Genomic DNA, 17938 nt, shown 5'->3' on the forward strand with positions numbered 1-17938 from the left:
TGCCCCTCGCGACAGCGGAGAATGGCGTCTTACAAGCTGATTCAAAGAGATAGAGAAGAGGAAGAAGACATGATCGTTTTGAAGGCAAACCAAGACAAAGTCCTCGCCGCGCTGCAGTCCGTGGCGGGCATCGTCGAGCGGCGTCACACCTTGCCGATCCTGGCGAACGTGCTGATCCGCAAGACCGGCGGCCAGCTGCAGCTGACCACCAGCGACCTCGAGATCCAGATCCGCACCACCGCCGAACTGGGCGGCGACGAAGGCAACTTCACCACCACCATCGGCGCGCGCAAGCTCATCGACATCCTGCGCACCATGCCTTCGGACCAGACCGTGAGCCTCGAATCGAGCGCGAGCAAGCTGGTGCTCAAGGGCGGCAAGAGCCGCTTCACGCTGCAATCTTTGCCGGCCGAAGACTTCCCGCTGGTGCAGGAAGCCGCCAACTTCGGCCCCGTGTTCAGCGTGCCGCAAAAGACGCTGAAGGACCTGCTCTCGCAAGTGTCGTTCGCAATGGCCGTGCATGACATCCGCTACTACCTGAACGGCATCCTCTTCGTCGCCGAAGGCAAGCAGCTGAGCCTGGTGGCCACCGACGGCCACCGCCTGGCGTTCTCGTCGGCCACGCTCGACGTCGAAGTGCCGCGCCAGGAAGTCATTCTTCCGCGCAAGACTGTGCTCGAAATGCAGCGCCTGCTGTCCGACGCCGAAGGCGCCATCGAGATGCAGTTCGCGAACAACCAGGCCAAGTTCAGCTTCGGCGGCATGGAGTTCGTCACCAAGCTGGTCGAGGGCAAGTTCCCCGACTACAACCGCGTGATTCCCAAGAACCACAAGAACACCGTCACCCTGGGCCGCGCGCCGCTCTTGGCCAGCCTGCAGCGCACCGCCATCCTGACCAGCGAGAAGTTCAAGGGCGTGCGCCTGAACATCGAGCCGGGCACGCTGCGCATCGCGTCGAACAACGCCGAGCAGGAAGAAGCCCAGGACGAGCTCGACATCGACTACGGCGGCGACGCCATCGAAATCGGCTTCAACGTGACCTACCTGATCGACGCGCTGTCGAACATGGACCAGGACATGGTCAAGCTGGACCTGGCCGACTCCAACAGTTCGGCGCTGCTGACCATCCCCGAGAACGCATCCTTCAAATATGTCGTGATGCCGATGCGTATCTAGCAGACAGACACCGAAGCGCCTTGCGCACACAGCCCGCGGCCCCCCGCGGGTTTGCGCTTTCAAGAGGCGGCGAATTGAGCTTTTGAGAGCCCGAAAAATCACGCGCGAATGCCGTGAGAGACAGAGGAATATCCGAATGAGTGCTGAAGAAAACAAGCCCGACGTGCCGCACACCGAGCCCGTCTACATCCCCGAGATCGAAACGGCCGCAGCGGCCGACAACAGCTACGGCGAAGGCTCCATCACCATCCTCGAAGGGCTCGAGGCCGTGCGCAAGCGCCCCGGCATGTACATCGGCGACACCTCCGACGGCACCGGCCTGCACCACCTGGTGTTCGAAGTGGTGGACAACTCCATCGACGAAGCGCTGGCCGGCCATTGCGACGACATCGTCGTGACCATCCATTCGGACAACTCGATCTCCGTCACCGACAACGGCCGCGGCATTCCCACCGGCGTGAAGATGGACGACAAGCACGAGCCCAAGCGCTCGGCGGCAGAAATCGCGCTCACCGAGCTGCACGCCGGCGGCAAGTTCAACCAGAACAGCTACAAGGTGTCGGGCGGCCTGCACGGCGTGGGCGTGAGCTGCGTGAACGCGCTCAGCGTGATGCTGCGCCTGGTGGTGCGCCGCGAAGGCAAGATCCACGAACTCGAATTCAGCCGCGGCTTCGTGCAGAACCGCCTGCTGGAAACGGTGAGCGGCGTCGAAGTCTCGCCCATGAAGATCATCGGCGACACCGACAAGCGCGGCACCGAAGTGCACTTCCTGCCCGACACGCAGATCTTCAAGGAGAACAACGATTTCCACTATGAAATCCTCTCCAAGCGCCTGCGCGAGCTGAGCTTCCTGAACAACGGCGTGCGCATCCGCCTGAAGGACGAGCGCACCGGCAAGGAAGACGACTTCTCGGGCGCCGGCGGCGTGCGCGGCTTCGTGGAGTTCATCAACAAGGGCAAGACCGTCCTGCATCCGAACTCGTTCTACGCCGAAGGCGAACGCCCGGCCGACACCTACGGCGGCATTCCCGGCACGCACATCGGCGTCGAAGTGGCGATGCAGTGGAACAGCGGCTACAACGAGCAGGTCCTCTGCTTCACCAACAACATCCCGCAGCGTGACGGAGGCACCCACCTCACGGGCCTGCGCGCCGCGATGACCCGCGTCATCAACAAATACATCGAAGAGAACGAGTTCGCCAAGAAGGCGAAGGTCGAAGTCACCGGCGACGACATGCGCGAAGGCCTGTGCTGCGTGCTGAGCGTGAAGGTGCCCGAGCCCAAGTTCTCGAGCCAGACCAAGGACAAGCTGGTGTCCAGCGAAGTGCGCGCGCCGGTGGAAGACATCGTCGGCAAGCTGCTGACCGACTATCTGCAGGAACGCCCGAACGACGCCAAGATCATCTGCGGCAAGATCGTCGAGGCCGCCCGCGCCCGCGAAGCCGCCCGCAAGGCGCGCGAAATGACGCGCCGCAAGGGCGTGCTCGACGGCATGGGTCTGCCCGGCAAGCTGGCCGACTGCCAGGAAAAGGATCCCGCCCTGTGCGAGGTCTACCTGGTGGAGGGTGACTCCGCCGGCGGCTCCGCCAAGCAGGGCCGCGACCGGAAGTTCCAGGCCATCCTGCCGCTGCGCGGCAAGATCCTGAACGTCGAGAAGGCTCGCTACGAGAAGCTGCTCACCAGCAACGAAATTCTCACCATGATCACCGCCCTGGGCACCGGCATCGGCCGCGCAGGCGCGACCACGGCGGGCGGCGGCGCGGACGACTTCAACGTCGCCAAGCTGCGCTACCACCGCATCATCATCATGACCGACGCCGACGTCGACGGCGCCCACATCCGCACGCTGCTGCTCACCTTCTTCTACCGGCAGATGCCGGAGCTGGTGGAGCGCGGCCACATCTACATCGCGCAGCCGCCGCTGTACAAGGTCAAGGTCGGCAAGGAAGAGCAGTACCTGAAGGACGGCCCCGCGCTCGACGCCTTCCTGCTCAAGGTGGCGCTGAAAGACGCGCGCATCGAGACCGGCGGGGCCAGCTCGACCACGCTCAGCGGCGACACCCTGGCCGAACTGGCGCGCAAGCACCAGGTGGCCGAGGCCGTGATTGCGCGCCTGCGCAACTTCATGGACGCCGAGGCGCTGCGCGCCATTGCCGACGGCGTGGCGCTCGACCTCGATACCACGCCCGCCGCCGAGGCTTCGGCCGTGGCGCTGCAGGCCAAGCTGCGCGAACTCAACACCACCGGTGTGCCGGCCGAGGTGAGCAGCGAGTTCGACGCCCGCACCGACAAGCCGCTGCTGCGCATCAGCCGCCGCCACCACGGCAACATCAAGAGCAGCGTGCTCACGCAGGACTTCGTGCACGGCGCCGACTACGCCGCATTGGCCGAAGCCGCCAACACCTTCCGCGGTCTGCTGAGCCCCGAAGGCGCGCTGGTCAAGCGCGGCGAGGGCGAACGCGCCAAGGAAGAAAAGGTCGACGACTTCCGCCAGGCCATGAAGTGGCTCATCAGCGAAGCCGAACGCGCCACTTCGCGCCAGCGCTACAAGGGCCTGGGCGAAATGAACCCCGAGCAGCTGTGGGAAACCACCATGGACCCGACCGTGCGGCGCCTGCTGCGCGTGCAGATCGACGATGCGATCGAAGCCGACCGCGTGTTCACGATGCTGATGGGCGACGAAGTGGAACCGCGCCGGGAGTTCATCGAGCAGAACGCGCTGCGGGCTGCGAATATCGACGTGTAAGCCTTCCAGGCTTCCCAGCACCCCAGAACGCCCGGCCCTTGCCGGGCGTTTTGCTTGGCGGATGCGTCAAACCCTTGAGGCAGAATCTCCGCCAATTTCGTTCGTGCCCACAGGACTCTTCCCATTCCCTCCAGCCTCGCCTTCTTCGAACTGACCACCGTGGCCGGCGATACCGTCGTCACGTCGCTGGCCTTTCCCGAGATGGCGTGGCTCGGCAGCAGCGCGCATGCGATGGCCCGGCGCATGGCGCAGGCAGTGCAGTCGCACCTGATCGACAAGGGCCGCTACCTCGAGGCCGTGCAGATCAGCGATCCGCCGGCATTCGAGCGCCATGAGTTCGATGTCGACCTGCCGGGCGGCAGCGACCCGCTGCTGCACCCGCCGCGCCGCTGCCACCATGTCGCGTTTCTCTCCAGCGGCCCGGCGAACACGCCCTGCATCGGCTACGTGCCCGCTCTGGGCATCGTCGCGCTCGCCGAGGCGGAGCGCCTGCGCGAAGCCGTGAGCGAAGCCATCGTGCTCGAACACCGTCGCGCCGGCCGGCAGACCGACGTGCGGCGCCAGGTGGCGGCCCAATGGTTCGAGCAGGTCGAGCTGACGCAATTGCCGCTCGACCTCGTGTTCCACAGCGCCGAAGCATTGCGCAAGCTGAAGGACGATCGCGCCAAGCCGCTGCTTCCCACGGTGGCCGACGAGATGAGCGTCGGCTCGCGCACCGCCATCGGACTGGCCGTGCCGCTGACCGCTTTGCAGCGCGCGGCGGAGGGCCGGTTCGCGCGCAGCGTGCTGGTCGTCGGCGCGGAAAGCAGCGGCAAGACGGCTCTGATCCACCAGTACGCGCGCGAGCGCCGCGACCGCGCCGCCGGCTCTCCGTGGGAAACCAGCGCGGCACGACTCATCCAGGGCCTGACGCGCGACGGCAGTTGGCAGCAGGCGCTGACCACGCTGTGCCGCGAACTGGCCACGCGCGAAGTGGTGCTCTATGTCGGCCACCTTGCCGAGCTGTTCGAGGTCGGGCAATACCAGGGCAACAGCATCAGCCTCGGCGATGCCTTGCGCGAGCCGCTGGCCCGCGGCCAGTTGATGGTGCTGGCCGAAGCCACGCCCGCCGAACTCTCGCAGATCGACTTGCGCAGCCCCGGCTTCTCGGCGCTGTTCCAGACGCTGCGCCTGCCCGAACTGCCCGAGGCCGAGCAGGAACGCACGATGCTCGCCGCAGTGGCGGCGCTCGCGGCGCAGCACCGCGTCGCGGTGTCGCCGGATGCGGTGTCCGAGCTGATCGCGCTGCAGCGCCGCTTTTCGCCGTACTCGGGCTTCCCGGGCAAAGGCATCCGCTTCTTCGAAGAACTGATCCTGCACGTGCGCGGCCAGCAGGGCGCGGTGATCGGGCGCGACGATGCGCTCGCCGCGTTCTGCGCCGAGACCGGCATGCCGCGTCGCATGCTCGACGCGCGGCTGCCGCTCTCGCTCGACGAAGTCGACGGCTTTTTCCGCAGCCGCCTGTTCGGCCAGCCCGAGGCGCTGTCGGTGGTGACGAATCTGCTGGTCGCCACCAAGGCCGGGCTCGCGCGCGGCGGCAAGCCGATCGCGTCGATGCTGCTGATCGGCCCGACCGGCGTGGGCAAGACGGAGACGGCCAAGGCGTTGGCCGAATTCATGTTCGGCGATCCGCGCCGCATGATCCGCATCGACATGAGCGAGTACGCCGACCCCGCCGCCGTGCTGCGCCTGCTCGGCGATCTTGGCGGCGACGAGGGCGTGCTGATCGGCGCGGTGCGGCGCCAGCCGTTCTCCGTCGTGCTGTTCGACGAACTCGAAAAAGCCCACCCCAGCTTCTTCGACCTGCTGCTGCAGGTACTCGGAGAAGGCCGCCTCACCGGCGGCGACGGCCTCACCGCCAACTTCTGCGGCAGCTTCGTGGTGATGACGTCGAACCTGGGCGCGGAGGCGATGCAGCGCATGCCGATGGGCCTGGGCGCGGTGCGCGGCGATCCGCGCGCCCATTTCGAGCAGGCGGTGCAGCAGGCTTTGCGCCCCGAGCTGTTCAATCGCATCGACCACATCGTGCCCTTCGCCCCGTTGTCGGCCACCGAGCGCGCACCGATCTTCGGGCGCGAGATGACGCTGCTGCGCAAGCGGGAAGGCCTGCTCGAACGCAGCGCCGAACTGACGCTCGACGACGACGTTGCCGCCCGTCTCGCCGCGCTGCCCGGCGACGAGCGCTACGGCGCCCGCGACGTGCAGCGCGTGCTGCGCCGGCAACTGCTGCTGCCCCTCGCACATGCGCTGGCACCGCATGCCTATGTCACGCCGCTGGCCGTGCGCATCGGCGCGGGCGACACCGGCCAGCCGCTGGGCGTGCGCGCCGACCCGCTGCAGCGCCCGGTCGACAACGCGCCGCTGCTGGCCGCCGAGGCATTGGCCGACGCGCGCCGCCATTGGCAACGCGTGACCGAAGGGCCGCTCTTCGTGAACCTGGTGAACCAGGTGTTCCGCCTCGACGACGAGCGGCGCCGCTACGAGAAGAAGCGCAACCGCGCACCGCACTTGCCGCACTGGGACGGCACGCCGTCCGCCAGCCGCGCCCGCACCTTGGCCGCTGTGCAACAGACGGCACAGGGCTTGTTCGCCGAGATCATGACGCTCGAGGGGCAAGCCCTGCTCGCGCTGGTAGGCGAGTCCGATGCGCCGCCAGACATCGCCGCGTGGCGCACCCGCTTCACCGCGTTCAAGCAGCAGGCCTTTCATGCCGTGCGGCCGGACAGCGGCGTGTGCACCGTGGGCCTTTACGCCGCGCCGGCATTGGCCACCACACTGCATGACGCGTGGTGCGAACTCGCGGCGCTTGCCGGCTTCGAATTCCGCCCGCAGGTGGTGCGGCTCGGCGACGAACCCCGCAAACCCGCGCCTCCAGCCGACGCAGAGGCGCGCGAGGAAAAGCGCGAGGAAAAATCAGAAGACGAGGCCCCGCCCAGCCCCTACCTGAAGTTTCCCTGGCCGCAGGCATCGAGCCGCAAGAGCCTGATCGTGGGCTTCGAGATCGAACTCAAGGGACCGGCGGTGTTCGACTACTTCCGCCAGGAGGGCGGCGTCTGGCGCATCTGGGTCGGCGACCGCAACAAGTCGGACGCCTGGGTTTCGGTGCGCAGCGGCACGCTCTCCAACTTCGAGACGCCGCACAACGTGCACCGCCAGCATTTCTTCGACAGCCGGCCTGTGCACCGCTTTCTGAGGGACGGCATGCTGGCCGCGCAGCAGGCCGACTGGAAAACCTCGTTCCCGGACGCACCCGCCTGGAAGCGTGCGCTCGACGCGCAGTTCGACGCGCTCATGGACCGCATGCTGCTCGGGGAGGACGACTGATGAGCGGACGCGGCAGCCTGCGCATCCCGGTTTTCGTCACGCATCGCAAGGAGGCGGGCTACCGGCTGCGCTGCCTGTTCCTGCCGGAGATCGACGCGACGGCCATGCGCTACGAAGCGGCGCTGAACAAGTTGCGCCAGGCGGTCGTGCATCACTTTCGCGGCACCCGCAGTACGCGCGCCACGCTCGACGAGCGCCTGTGGCTCGGCTTTGCGCCTGAACTGCGTTTCGAACTCGTGCCGCTGGGTTTCGACAGCGGCCGCCGCTGGATCGAAGGCGCATTTGCCGCGGCCCACTTCACCGTCGGCGCACGCCGCTACGCCTGCCTGCCGCAGCTCGACGGCATGGTGGCCGACCTCGGTGAACTGCATCTGGACAAGGGGCAACGCACCGAGCGGCTGGTGGCCAGCATTCAGGCCTGGTTCCGTGAACAGCGCAAGGAGCGGGGCGACGCCTTCGACCCGCAGCGCTGCCTGGCCGCGCCGAACGACGAACTCGGCGAGCTCGAAATCTCGATGCACCTGGCTCAGGGCCGCTTCCCGTTCGAGAGCGAGCACGACCTGCGCGCCGCGATGCGCGACGACGGCATCGGCGACGGGCCGACCGAGATGGCGCGCGCCGCCGTCGATCTGAACGATCTTTATCCGGATGAGCTGACCCAGGCGATCCTGCGCGACGAGGCCATCGAGGAACTGGGCCGCGCGATCTACCGGCCCGACGGCGGCGCCGGCGCCATCGTGCTCGTGGGTCCGCGCGGCGCCGGCAAGACGGCGCTGGTGCATGGCGCACTGCGGCAGTTCATGGTCTCCGAAACGGGCCGCGACCGCGCGAAGCTGCAGAAGATCTGGCATCTCGACCCGATGCGCGTGATCTCCGGCATGAGCGTGATCGGCCAGTGGCAGCGCCGCATGGCCGTGCTGCTGCAGCATCTGCAGTTCCGCCTGCGCGACGACTTCCGCATCGCCAGGCCCGATCACTTGTACTGCGACAACCTCGTCGCGCTGCTGGCCATCGGCAAGAGTTCGCAGAACACGCTGACGCTGGCCGACGTGCTGCGCCCGCTGCTCGAGAAGCGCGCCTTCACCATGATCGGCGAAGCCACGCCCGAGGCCTGGCAGAAGGTGCAGCAGCGCGACCGCCGCTTTGCCGACCTGTTCCGCGTGATCCGCGTCGATCCGCCGCCGCGCGAGGCGGCCATCCGCATCGTCGCCTGGCGCCGCGCCGAACTGGAGCGCCAGCACGAGTGCCGCATCTCCGCCGCCGCGGTGGCCGAGCTGCTGAAGATGGAGCGCCGCTTCGCCGCCGACGAGGTGCTGCCGGGCTCGGCGATCCGCGTGCTCGACCGGCTCGCCGTGCGCCATGCGCGCGGGGAGGTCGGCCGCGCCGAAGTGCTGGCCGCCTACACCGCGGCGTATCACTTCCGCGAGAAGCTGTTCTCCCGCCAGATCGGCCTGGCACCAGCGGAAGCCGCGGCGCATTTCGCGGCGCGGCTGATCGGCCAGCCCGAGGCGCGCGCGCAGCTGGTCGATGTGATCGCGCTAATCAAGTCCGGCCTCGCGGCGCCGGGCAAGCCGCTGTCGTCGCTGCTCTTCATCGGACCGACCGGCGTCGGCAAGAGCGAGGCGGCGAAGCTGCTGGCCGACTACCTGTTCGAGGACGAGGGCGGCCTGGTGCGCTTCGACATGAACGAATACGTCGACGGCGATGCGACCGGCCGCCTCATCGGCGACGCCTACCGCCCCGACGGCCAGCTCACCGCCGCCGTGCGCCAGCGCCGAGCCTGCGTGCTGCTGCTCGACGAAATCGAGAAAGCCCATCCGTCCGTGCACGACCTGCTGCTGCAGGTGCTCGGCGAAGGCCGGCTGACCGATGCGCTGGGCCGCACCACCGACTTCTCGCAATGCGTGGTCGTGCTCACCTCGAACCTCGGCGCCGCCGCGGCGAGCCGCCATACCGGCTTCGTGCGGCAGGAAGCCGACGTGGCGCATACCTACCGCGAGGCGGTCGAGCGTTTCTTCCGGCCCGAATTCCTGAACCGCATCGACCAGGTCGTCGGCTTCACGCCGCTGGGCGCGGACGACATCGCCGCCATCGCCCGGCTGCAGCTGGAGCGCGTGCTGGCGCGCGATGGCTTCGTGCGCAGGCTGACCTTCCTGAATGTGTCGGCACAGGCGCTGGACCACTTGGCGCGGCTCGGTCACGACGAGACGCTCGGCGCGCGGGCGCTGAAACGCGGCATCGAGCGAGCACTGACGCAGCCCATCGCGCAGCGCCTGGCGTCTTCGCACAGCGGCCAGCCGATGCTGCTGGACGTGAGCTTCGGCGAGGGCGGCCTGACGACCCGGGCCACCGTGCTCGACTACGCCGTGCGGCGCGCGGTGCCGCTGCCGGAAGACACCGGGTCGGCGGCCGGCTACCAGGCGCTCGCGGGCATTGCCGACGCGCTGCACGAACGCCTGCGCGCGCAGCTCGACGCAGCGCCGGCGGAACCTGAAGCACTGGCGCTGCGCGCGCTGCAGGTGCGGCTGGACCCGCTGCGCGAGGTGCTGGCACGCCGCAGCTGGGATCTTTCGGAGCGCCGCGTGGCGCCGGGGCGCACGGTCAAGCAGAACCAGCCGCGGCCACGCGAGTGGCGCGTGGCGAGCCGCCAGCAGGCGCTCGACGAGCTGATGGTGCAGCAGGACATCCGGGAATTCTTCGAGCAACTGTTTGCCGGCGCGTCACCGGTGCGCGGCATGGACACCGAACTCGTGCGCTGGCAGCTCGAGATCGACCAGCTGGCGAGCCGCGCCGACAGCCTTGGCCGGCATGGCATCGAGCGAGTGGCGGTGGAGATCGTGCCGCTGCAGACCGGCGCCGGCGAGGCCACGGTCCGGACGGCATGGGCCGACTACGCAGCGCTGATCGCGCAGCTCGACCTGCACGAACTGCCGTCGCCGCGCGCAGGCGTTCGCTGCTTCGAGGGCATCGGCCTGCGCGACGCGTTCGGCGGGGAATGCGGCATCCACCTCTGGTACGCCGGCGACGACCGGCCGTTGCCGCTGGCGGTGCGGCTGCTGTCCGCGGAGCCTGATGCCGCACCGGAACCGCTGCCCACCGAGATCGTGCGCATCCGCCTGGAGCCCGCGCGGCCAGGCGACCACCGGCGCCTGACAGACCTGCGCTCAGGCCGCGTGCGCAAGTTCAGCGGCCCGCTCACCGAAGAAGACTGGCGCCTGATGCTGTGGGACAGTCGTGCCGCAGGCCGCGCGCCCGCCGCGCAGGACTGAGAAGGAAGAGACCCGCATCCGCATGGCCACGCTTTCGTACCCCCTGGTGTGCTGGCAGCTCGACGACACGTCCGTCTGCGGCATCCTGCTCGGCACCGACTTCCAGGTGATAGAGCGCAATGCCCGCCGCGTGAAGGCCGCGCTGGCCGAAACCCTGCAGCGTGAACGCGAGCGCGACGGTTACGTGCCCGAGCCGGACATCGACGAAGCGCGGCTCAAGCTCGTGCATGTGTCGGTGAGCCTCGCGCACCGCACTGAAAAAGGCAGTTTCCCGGTGCCTCGGGCCACGGATTTCCACGTGGCGGCGGTGTTTGGCGAGAACGAGGAAGACGGCTACGCCAAGTGCTACCTGCCCTGGCTCGACCAGAGCTTCTATTACTACGACGACGCGCAGTTGCCGGTGCTGATCGAGCACTACACCCGCGAATGCCTCGACGGTCTCTCGCCCGAAGATGCGCAGCGTTTCCTGATGCCCGCCGCGCCGTGGCTCGACCAGATCGACGTGCGGCGCGACGACAGGACCACGAACAGGCAGCATGTGCCGCGCCATCTGCGCGAGGCTCATGCGCAACTCGACGCCGTGGCCGACCGCCTGCCCGAGACCGGCGCGCGCCGCGGCCTGCATGTGTTTCCCGAGGTGGCCTGGGAGCAGGGCGCACTGAGCGACGAAATAGCGGCACGGCTCGCGCGCGGCGGCAACCTGCTGCTGGTGGGCGAGCCCGGCGTCGGCAAGAGCGTGGTGATCCTCGAGGCGATCCGCAAGGCGCACCGCCTCACGGCCGCGCGCGACGCGCCGCCGACCTTCTGGCGCAGTCATGCCGAGCGGCTCGTCGGCCGGGCGAAGTACCTGGGCGAATGGCAGGCGCTGTGCGACCAGACGGTGGAATGGCTGGACATGTCGAACGGCCTGCTGTGGGTCACGGACTTCGTGAACCTGCTGCAGGTCGGCGGCGAAAGCCCCGAGGAATCGATGGCCGCCTACCTGCTGCCGGCGCTGCGCCGAGGCACATTGCGGCTGGTCGGCGAAGCCAATCCCAGCGAACTCGAGATCGCGCGCCAGCGCCTGCCCGGATTCATCGACTGCTTCGAGACCCTGCGCCTGCCCGAGATGGACAGCGTGCGCGCGCGCCGCGTGCTCGACCTGTTCGCGGGCCACGCGAAGAACACGCTGTCGATCGAGATCGAGCGGCCGGCGCTGGACACCGGCTACCGGCTGCTCGGGCGTTATGTGCGCTACGACAGCTTTCCAGGCAAGGCGGTGCGCTTCTTCGGCGACTGCGTGCGCGAAGCCATTGCCGGGCAAACAGGCGTCGTGACCGAAGCCAGCGCCATCGCGCACTTTGCCAAGAGCACCGGCCTGCCCGAAAGCTTTCTACGCGACGACCAGCCGCTGGACGACACCCAGGTGCACGGCTTCTTCGCGCAGAAGCTGTTCGGCCAGGACGCGGCCATCGGGCACCTGAAAGACGTGGTCTATCTTTTCAAGGCCGGGCTGAACGACCCGGCCAAGCCGATTGCGACCCTGCTGTTCGCCGGGCCGACCGGCGTCGGCAAGACCGCGGCGGCCAAGGCGCTGGCGCGCTATTTCTTCGGTGCCGGCGACGACGCGGACCCGCTCTTTCGCATCGACATGAGCGAGTTCCAGCACGCCTTCCAGATCGCGCGCCTGATCGGCTCCGGCAAGCGGCCCGGGAAGCTGGTGGAGCACGTGCGGCGGCAGCCGTTTTCGGTCGTGCTGCTCGACGAGATCGAGAAAGCCGACGCCTCGGTGTTCGACCTTCTGCTCACCGTGCTCGACGAAGGCCGCCTGCGCGACAGCCGCGGGCGCATGACCGACTTTCGCAGCACGGTCATCGTGATGACCACCAACCTGGGCGTGCGCCACGGCGCGTCGCTGGGATTCGGCGAGCCGGCGAACGGCGGCGGCGCGGTGCACGACATCCGCCAGTTCTTCAGGCCCGAGTTCTTCAACCGCATCGACCGCGTCGTGCCGTTCGCGCCGCTGTCGCGCACGGCCATCGAGGCCATCGCGGTGCAGGAGCTGCAGGCGATCGCGCAGCGCGAAGGGCTGGCGCGACGCGGCGTGCGGCTGAACTTCTCGCCCGAGGTCGTGGCGTTCGTCGCGGACAAGGGGTTCAGTCCGAAATACGGCGCCCGGCCGCTGCAGCGCGCGGTCGAGCAGCATGTGGTGGCCGCGGTCGCGCGAGCGATGTTCGGGCCGGTCGCGGACGGGGCTTGCCTGGAAGTGGGGCTGGTGGACGGCGTCGTCGTGGCGAGACCGGGGCTCGGCTGAGCCAGGCTCCGCGCGAGTCCTTGGCGCGCGGGTGGATCAGCCACGGATCCTTGCTCGCCATGCACCGCCGTAGAACTGCGCCATGCACCCTAGCGGATTCCGACGCGGCAGCGCCCCCCGAAAACAGCCCGCATCAGGGTTTCCGTGAGGTTTGTGAGCGAATGTGGCTTACACGGCCGTCACACGGGCGTCACCAGCTATGAAAACAATAGCATTCACATTCAATCCGAGGATCGTTCCTCGTAAACGCTATATCTAGCCCGACTCTTGCTAAGCAAAATCCTCGACGGATTTCACGTCACGCAAGTTCGAGGACCACACAGCAATGAACCCTTCGCGTCTCCGCCGGCCACTGGCCGCGCTGGTTTTGGGCGGCACAGCAGCTTTCCTCGGGGCCCTGACTTCGGCCCATGCGTTCTCCAACCCACCCATCCAGGTGGCGCAGGGCATCGAATACATGAGCGGCGGCGCCACCCGCGACGAAGCCGCCTTCATGGAAATGGTGTCGCCCCGCTGGGCCGCGACCATCGCGCTGGGCGTGAGCGACGGCAAGGGGGCGCAGCAGCCCGGCTTTCCGGCCAAGGCCCACGTCGAAATCCGCCAGAAGTACACCGGCCAGGCCGTGATGACCTTGGACTCGCAGAGCCCCTACATGCTCGCGCGCCTGAATCCCGGCGCCTATGACGTGAACGTGACGCTGGGCGGCCTGACGCTCACGCAGTCGCTGGTGGTGATTGCCGGCGTGCCGGCGCGCGCGTCGTTCGTGTGGCCGTCGAATTTCGACATGGCCTCGGTCACGCCGCCGCTGCCGCAGGCGCTGGCACAGACGGCCTCGACCACCCGTTGAGAAACCGGCGCACGGCCGCGGCCGTTGCGTCCTCGGTCAGCCTTTCCTAAGTCGCGCCCCGCACAGTGGGGACATCGTGGGTTCTCGCCACGACGACCAGGAAAGGATCCAGACCATGACTTCCCGCTTTTCATCGCGCATGCGGCCCGTGGCGGCCGCGATGCTGTGCGGCGCCGTTCTGCTCGGCGCGTTCTCGGCGGCGCAGGCCGCGGTGAACCCGCCGATCTACATGACGCACGGCGTCGAGTACATGAGCGGCGGCATCGGCAGCGACGAAGCCCAGCTGATGGAAACGGTGCTGCCGCGCTGGCCCGCCAGTTTCGAATTCGCGATCAAGGACCACAAGGGCGCCGAGTTCGCCGCCAACGTGCACGTGACGGTGCGCGACAGCAGCGGTGTCGCGCTGCTCGACAACGTGGTGTCCGGCGGTCCGTTCATGGTGGCCCGGCTCGACCCGGGCAACTACGAAGTCGAGGCCCAACTCGGCAACCAGGTTTTGAAGCAGCAGCTGCGCGTGCCGCAGGGCGCATCGGCCAAGGCGACCTTCGTCTGGCCGGCGGGCACCGACATGGCTTCGGCCGGCACGCGCGCGGTGCAATAACCGGTGAAAGTGGGCGCCGGCACCGCATGCCGCCGGCGCTGATTTTCGGGCTCCGGTTGAGCCCACAACGCCCGCTATCCGGGCGCCTGTCGCTATAGAAAAAATAGCGGCTCTGGCGCCATCGGGCGTCTTGAATGCGCGGCATGCGCCTTGCAGATGGTGTATCCCGGGCAATGCCCGACCCCATTGCCCCGATGCCGATCCGTCCCCTGAGCGCGCTCACTGCGCTGCTCCATGCCTACATCGCGCTGCGCCTGCTGCCGGCGCTCGCCGTGCTCACGCCTGCATGGCCGCTGGCGCTGCTCGCGCTGATGGTCTCGGCGCTCACGATTCCGCTGCCTTTCCTGTCGCGCCGCATCGAGCGCAACGCTTCGATGGGCGAAGCACTCAAGTGGATCGGGCTGATCAGCATGGGCTGGTTCTCCTCGATGTTCGTGTTGACGCTGGTGCGCGACGCGGGCCTGCTGCTGACGTGGCTGGCCAGCGCACTGGGCGGCGTGCAGGTGCAATGGAACACGCTGCGCCCGTGGAGCGCGCTGGCGGTGCTGGTCATTGCCACGGCCACGTCGGCCATCGGTTTTCTGAACGCTCGGCGCACGGCCAGCGTGAAGCGGGTCGAGGTGCCGATCCGCGGGCTGCCGCAGGCGCTCGAGGGCTTCACAATCGCGCAGCTCAGCGACATCCATGTCGGGCCGACGATCAAGAGCGGCTACATCCAGCGCATCGTCGAGGTGGTCAACCGGCTGGGCGCCGACACCATCGCCATCACCGGCGACCTGGTGGACGGCAGCGTGCCGGAACTGCGCGAACACATCGCGCCGCTGGCCGGGCTGCGCGCGCGGCACGGCACCTTCGTGGTCACCGGCAACCACGAGTACTACGCGGGCGCGCATGCCTGGATCGACGAGCTGCGCCGACTGGGCCTCAAGGTTTTGCTGAACGAGCACGTGGTGCTGCAGACGCGCAACGTGCGCGGCGCGCAGACCGACGAAGAGCTGTTCGAAAGCGCGCTGGTGCTGGCCGGCGTGACCGACTTCACCGCCGGTCATTTCGACGCGGCCCACGCCAGCGACCCGCATCTGGCGTTGCACGATGCACCGCCGCTGGTGCACACGCGTGTGCTGCTGGCGCACCAGCCGCGCAGCGCGCCGCTGGCCGCGGCGGCGGGCTACCAGCTGCAGCTGTCGGGCCACACGCACGGCGGCCAGTTCTTTCCATGGAATCTGTTCGTGCCGATGCAGCAGCCTTTCACGGCGGGCCTGCACCGCCTGCACGACATGTGGGTCTATGTGAGCCGGGGCACCGGCTACTGGGGTCCACCGAAGCGCTTTGGCGCGCCCTCCGAGATCACGCTGCTGACGCTGGTACCGGCCGCCTGAGCGGCCTCGGTCAATCGGGGCTGGATTCGAGTTCGGCCAGGCGCCGCGCGTTCGACGTGGCGGCCGCGTGAATCGGCTCCAGCCCTTCGCGTGCGATGTGCACCGCCATGTCCGACAACTGGCTCGCCGCGCTCACGGTGTCGGTTGCCGACTGCACCAGCGCATCGCCGTGCGCTGCCGCCTGTGCCGGCGTGACGCTGCCGGCCAGCGAGAAAAATGCCGTGGTGCTCTGCACCCACTGCTGGAGCACGCGGTTGGCCAGCGAGAGATGGCTGCTGTGCCACTGCTTCACCATTGCGATGCCCGATTCGCTGGCGGCCGCGAGCTTTTCATTGCCCATGAGCTGGAACTCCGCGAGGTCTGCCGCGCTGGGCGCGAGCCCCGCCTTGGCGATGCGTTCGGTGCGCATGCGGATCACGGAACCGGAGGAGAGCAGCATCTCGTTGGTCTTGAGCGCCAGGTCGAACCACTGCATGAGCGGATGAACCAGACCGGGAGCGGAGGTGAGAGACGGCGACATGGTGGAGGTGCGCGGAGACGCTTGGAGGAGGTCAGCCCACTATAGGCCTCACTGGTTACGATTGCTGCAGTGCAACAAATTCAAACCTGCATTTTTGTTGATCAAGTCCTACTTTTCGATGTGGAAATTACGTGCCGAACAGATGCTGAATCGCCGGGAAATTGATCATCTGGTTGTCACATCTCGCTCTCCGCATAAGAAAACCACATCATGAGATTGCAAACATGCCAGCCCCTGCGGGCCGCCGCGTTCGCGGCTTTGTTCGGCCTGCTGGCTTCGGCGGCTCATGCATTCGATGACAACCCACGCGGCGTCTATTTCGATTTCGGCCATGCCGCGCACGGCGAGAAGGGCGATGTCAACGTCGCCACCGTGGGCATGGTGTTTCCGTGGGCGCCGGGCCAGCCGGTGCAGCAGGGGTCGTTCACGCGCTACTGGGATGTGTTCCTGAGCCAATGGAACGCACCGCCGCTCGAAGCCGGCGGCCATCGCAACTACACGCAGATCGGCGCCATCTACACCTTGCGCTACCGCTTCGGCGAAGGAAGCTCGCCGTGGTTCGCCGAAGGCGGCGTCGGCGGCACGTTGATGGACCACATCTACCGCACGTCCGATCGCAGCTTCAGCACCGCCTTCCAGTTCACCGAGGTGCTGGGCATCGGCCGCAGCTTCGGCGAGCGCGGCGAGCACGAAGTGGCGCTGCGGGTGCAGCACTTCTCGAACGCGGACATCAAGAAGCCCAACCCCGGCGAGACCTTCCTGCGCCTGCGCTACACCTATCGCTTCTGAAGCCGCCGCGCGCGCACTTCCGTTACCAGATAGCCCAGCGTCGCCACCGTCAGCGGCAGCAGGTAGTACAGGCCCCGGTAAGCCAGGAGCGCACCGAGCAGCGTGGCCTCCGGCACCTGGTGCGCGAGCAGCGCCACGAACACCGCCTCGAGCACGCCGAGCCCCGCCGGCACATGCGTGACCACGCCCGCCACCGCCGCCACCAGCAGCACCGCCAGCACGTGCGGATAGCCGACCGCGCCCTGCAGCAGGAACCAGATCACGCCGCCGATCAGCGACCAGTTGGCGCACGACATCGCCAGCTGCAGCAGCGCCATCGCGAGCCCCGGCGTCTTGAACGCATGACCGCGCACGCGCCACACGCGCCCTCTGACAAAGGCGCACAGCAGCACATAGGCGAACGCCAGCATCAAGAGCACCGCGCCCAGCATGCGCAACCCGTCGTTGCCGATCTTCCAGCCCGGCGGCAAGTCCAGCGGCCAGAAGCAGAAGGCCACGCCCGCCACGAGCAGGTAGCCGATCCAGTTGGTGAACATGCTGAATCCCAGCACGCGCGTGATGGTCTCGTTGCCCAGCCCCAGTCGCGAATAGAGCCGGTAGCGGAACGCCACGCCGCCCACCAGCGAACCCAGGTTGAGGTTGAAGGCGTAGCTGATGAAGGTCACGCCCATCACCGTGCCGGTGCCGAGCCGGTGCCGCGTGAGATGCCGGCCCAATAGGTCGTAGGTGCTGTAGAGCACGAAGCTGCAGGCCGCCATCGCTCCGGCCGCGAGCAGCGTGGTGGCGGGCAACGCGCGAATCGCGTCGAGCACGTCGTCCCAGTCGATGGTGCGCGCCTGCCGTACCAGCAGCCATGCGATCAGCGCGAAGAAGCCCCACACCGCGGCGCGGCGGACCCAGGGCCACCAGGATTGGCGGGACAGGGCCATCGTGCTCATGGGTGCATGGCGCCGCG

11 protein-coding genes are annotated in these 17938 nt (G+C 67.8%); 9 read left to right on the forward strand and 2 right to left on the reverse strand.

The features are described 5' to 3' along the window. Nucleotides 1-69: 69 nt before the first annotated feature. The 8 genes from dnaN to L3V85_RS00665 all read left to right on the forward strand — a co-directional run bounded on the left by dnaN (nt 70) and on the right by L3V85_RS00665 (nt 15674). Entirely contained in the window at nt 70-1176 is a 1107-nt protein-coding gene (gene dnaN, locus L3V85_RS00630) for a DNA polymerase III subunit beta (RefSeq protein ID WP_093242281.1), read from the forward strand. Between the two features lie 136 nt (nt 1177-1312). Further along, entirely contained in the window at nt 1313-3922 is a 2610-nt protein-coding gene (gyrB, locus tag L3V85_RS00635) for a DNA topoisomerase (ATP-hydrolyzing) subunit B (protein ID WP_237677509.1), read from the forward strand. Between the two features lie 159 nt (nt 3923-4081). Further along, a complete protein-coding gene (locus L3V85_RS00640; RefSeq protein WP_237677510.1) occupies nt 4082-7285 on the forward strand; it encodes an AAA family ATPase in 3204 nt (1067 codons plus the stop codon). Then, nucleotides 7285-10554, forward strand: coding sequence for an AAA family ATPase (locus tag L3V85_RS00645; protein WP_237677511.1), 3270 nt, complete (start codon nt 7285-7287; stop codon nt 10552-10554). Before L3V85_RS00640 ends, L3V85_RS00645 begins: the two co-directional genes overlap by 1 nt. Before the next feature lie 22 nt (nt 10555-10576). Further along, entirely contained in the window at nt 10577-12847 is a 2271-nt protein-coding gene (locus tag L3V85_RS00650; protein ID WP_237677512.1) for an AAA family ATPase, read from the forward strand. 325 nt (nt 12848-13172) lie between these two features. Further along, a complete protein-coding gene (locus L3V85_RS00655) occupies nt 13173-13694 on the forward strand; it encodes a hypothetical protein (RefSeq protein WP_237677513.1) in 522 nt (173 codons plus the stop codon). 115 nt (nt 13695-13809) lie between these two features. Then, nucleotides 13810-14295 (forward strand): hypothetical protein, encoded by a 486-nt coding sequence (locus tag L3V85_RS00660; RefSeq protein WP_237677514.1) that lies wholly within the window; start codon nt 13810-13812, stop codon nt 14293-14295. 134 nt (nt 14296-14429) lie between these two features. Then, complete coding sequence (locus L3V85_RS00665) at nt 14430-15674, forward strand: metallophosphoesterase (protein WP_237677515.1); 1245 nt, start codon at nt 14430-14432, stop codon at nt 15672-15674. Nucleotides 15675-15684: 10 nt separating this feature from the next. Here the strand turns inward: L3V85_RS00665 and L3V85_RS00670 are convergent, their stop codons facing one another. Then, entirely contained in the window at nt 15685-16194 is a 510-nt protein-coding gene (locus L3V85_RS00670) for a polyhydroxyalkanoate granule-associated phasin (RefSeq protein WP_237677516.1), read from the reverse strand. A 210-nt stretch (nt 16195-16404) separates the two neighbouring features. Between L3V85_RS00670 and L3V85_RS00675 the strand changes: the two genes are divergently transcribed. Then, a complete protein-coding gene (locus L3V85_RS00675; RefSeq protein WP_237677517.1) occupies nt 16405-16983 on the forward strand; it encodes an acyloxyacyl hydrolase in 579 nt (192 codons plus the stop codon). Here the strand turns inward: L3V85_RS00675 and L3V85_RS00680 are convergent. Beyond that, nucleotides 16971-17921, reverse strand: coding sequence for a lysylphosphatidylglycerol synthase domain-containing protein (locus L3V85_RS00680; RefSeq protein ID WP_237677518.1), 951 nt, complete (start codon nt 17919-17921; stop codon nt 16971-16973). The two genes, L3V85_RS00675 and L3V85_RS00680, sit on opposite strands and share 13 nt — an antisense overlap. Between the last annotated feature and the right edge of the window lie 17 nt (nt 17922-17938).

The organism is Variovorax paradoxus (assembly GCF_022009635.1).
Lineage (GTDB): Bacteria > Pseudomonadota > Gammaproteobacteria > Burkholderiales > Burkholderiaceae_C > Variovorax.

Bases quoted from the DNA above. Each gene is read 5' to 3' on its own strand.
- L3V85_RS00655 (WP_237677513.1), top strand. From the start codon at position 13,173: ATGAACCCTTCGCGTCTCCGCCGGCCACTGGCCGCGCTGGTTTTGGGC.
- dnaN (WP_093242281.1), top strand. From the start codon at position 70: ATGATCGTTTTGAAGGCAAACCAAGACAAAGTCCTCGCCGCGCTGCAG.
- L3V85_RS00670 (WP_237677516.1), bottom strand. From the start codon at position 16,194: ATGTCGCCGTCTCTCACCTCCGCTCCCGGTCTGGTTCATCCGCTCATG.
- L3V85_RS00675 (WP_237677517.1), top strand. From the start codon at position 16,405: ATGAGATTGCAAACATGCCAGCCCCTGCGGGCCGCCGCGTTCGCGGCT.
- L3V85_RS00660 (WP_237677514.1), top strand. From the start codon at position 13,810: ATGACTTCCCGCTTTTCATCGCGCATGCGGCCCGTGGCGGCCGCGATG.
- gyrB (WP_237677509.1), top strand. From the start codon at position 1,313: ATGAGTGCTGAAGAAAACAAGCCCGACGTGCCGCACACCGAGCCCGTC.
- L3V85_RS00650 (WP_237677512.1), top strand. From the start codon at position 10,577: ATGGCCACGCTTTCGTACCCCCTGGTGTGCTGGCAGCTCGACGACACG.
- L3V85_RS00645 (WP_237677511.1), top strand. From the start codon at position 7,285: ATGAGCGGACGCGGCAGCCTGCGCATCCCGGTTTTCGTCACGCATCGC.
- L3V85_RS00680 (WP_237677518.1), bottom strand. From the start codon at position 17,921: ATGAGCACGATGGCCCTGTCCCGCCAATCCTGGTGGCCCTGGGTCCGC.
- L3V85_RS00665 (WP_237677515.1), top strand. From the start codon at position 14,430: ATGCGCGGCATGCGCCTTGCAGATGGTGTATCCCGGGCAATGCCCGAC.